Below are 1,931 nucleotides of genomic sequence, written 5' to 3'. Positions count from 1 at the left end.
CCAGGGCGAGAGCGTGCTGGCGAAGTTCTTCGACAGGAAGGGCCCGAGCGGCTGGTACTCCCAGGCCTGAATGTCGCGGGCCGACCAGTCGTTGAGCAGGGTGACGCCGAACAGGTGCGCTTCCGCTTCGGCGATGGCGATCGGCTCGCCGAGCGCATTGCCCTGGGCGACCAGGAAGCCGAGTTCGAGCTCGTAGTCGAGCCGCTTCGAAGGGCCGAAGGAAGGCGTTGCGGCGTCGGGCGCCTTGGTCTGGCCTTGCGGGCGCTTGAAGCGCTGGCCGCTGACGCCGATCGACGAGACGCGCCCGTGGTAGCCGATGGGCACCCATTTGTAGTTCGGAAGCAGCGGGTTGTCCGGGCGGAACTGTTTGCCGACGGTGGTCGCGTGGTGAACGCTGGTGTAGAAGTCGGTGTAGTCGCCGATGCGGCAGGGCACCGTCATCTCGGCGGCCGACTGGGCCAGCAGGGCCTTTGCCCACTCGGGGGCCTGCTCGCTCCCTTCGGCCAGGCCTGCGGAGATCGCTGCACGCAGGGTTTGGCGCTCCGTCGGGCTCTTCGCCATCAACACGTTCATGTCGTCCGTATGGACGAGGCCGGTCGCCTTCAAGTCGAGCACCTGGTCGCCGATCGCGACCCCGATGCGAAAGGGCTCACCGCTGCCCGCAGGCCGGAAGCGGCCGAAGGGCAGGTTCTGGATCGGAAAATCGCAGCCAGCCTCATTGGCCGAAGCGACCCAGCTGCGCAGCTTCGGATCGTGGGTGGCGTTCAGTTCGTTGTTCATGGCTTGAATTGGTCCTTGAGGCCGGCCCAGCAGTCGGCATAGTCGGTGTCCAGCGCCGAGCTCTGCAGCGCCCAGGCCGTGGGAATGAAGCGCAAGCGGCTCTCGAACATGAAGGCCAGCGTGTTGTCCAGCTTCTGCGGCTTGAGATCGGCACGGCTGGCCTTGTCGAAGGCCTCCTCGTCGGGGCCGTGCGGCACCATCGCGTTGTGCAGGCTGGCGCCGCCGGGCTTGAAGCCGCCGGGCTTGGCGTCGTACTCGCCGTAGACCAGGCCCATGAACTCGCTCATCAGGTTGCGGTGGTACCAGGGCGGACGGAAGGTGTTCTCCATCACCAGCCAGCGCGGCGGGAAGATCACGAAGTCGCAGTTGGCGGTGCCGGGCGTGTCCGAGGGCGAGGTGAGCACGGTGAAGATCGACGGGTCCGGGTGGTCGAAGCTGATGGAGCCGATGGTCATGAAATTGGCCGTGTCGTACTTCACCGGCGCTAGGTTGCCGTGCCAGGCGACGACGTTGAAGGGCGACTGCTTCATCGGCGCGCGCCAGAAGCGGCCGCCGAATTTCTTGACGATCTCGTAGCCGCCGGCCTCGCTCTCGAAAGCGGCCATCGGCGCCTGGAAGTCGCGCGCATTGGCCAGGCCATTGGAGCCGATCGGGCCCAGCTCGGGCAGGCGGAACTGGGCGCCGTAGTTCTCGCAGACGTAGCCGCGCGAGGGACCGTCGGGCACGGCGATCTTGAACACCACGCCGCGCGGCAATAGCGCAATTTCGCCGGGCTTGACCTCGAGCACGCCCATCTCAGTGGTGATCACCAGCCGGCCTTGCTGCGGCACCAGCAGCATCTCGCCGTCGGCATTGACGAAAGCGCGGCGCTCCATCGAGCGGTTCGCGAGGTAGACGTGCGCAGCGACGCCGCTGTGCGCCTCGGCGTCGCCGTTGGCGGCCAAGGTATGGATGCCGTCGATGAAATCGACATCGGCGTTGTCGAGCGGAAGCGGATGCCAGCGCATCGGCTCGGGCGCGAGCGCGATATCGCGGTCGGCGCCGGTCTGCCAGTGCGGCTGCGCATAGGCCTGGTAGCGGCCGGAGACCACCGAGGGCTGGCGCCGGTACATCCAGCTGCGCCGGTTCTCGTGGCGCGGCGCGGTGAAGGC

The 1,931-nt window shown here is 67.2% G+C and carries 2 protein-coding genes; both read right to left on the bottom strand.

All coding sequences use genetic code 11. The annotated features are described in order from the left end of the window. On the bottom strand, window positions 1-780 hold a 780-nt coding region (locus BLS74_RS33515; protein WP_170855818.1), incomplete at its 3' end, for a fumarylacetoacetate hydrolase family protein. After that, a partial coding sequence (gene hmgA, locus BLS74_RS33510; RefSeq protein WP_139191816.1) for a homogentisate 1,2-dioxygenase occupies window positions 777-1,931 on the bottom strand: 1,155 nt, incomplete at its 5' end. The genes hmgA and BLS74_RS33515, both read right to left, overlap by 4 nt.

Origin of the sequence: Variovorax sp. CF079, assembly GCF_900101545.1 — a bacterium.
In the GTDB taxonomy this organism is placed as follows: Bacteria; Pseudomonadota; Gammaproteobacteria; order Burkholderiales; family Burkholderiaceae_C; genus Variovorax.
The sequence above is the reverse complement of the archived record's forward strand: the minus strand, read 5'-3'. Positions and strand labels throughout refer to the sequence as shown.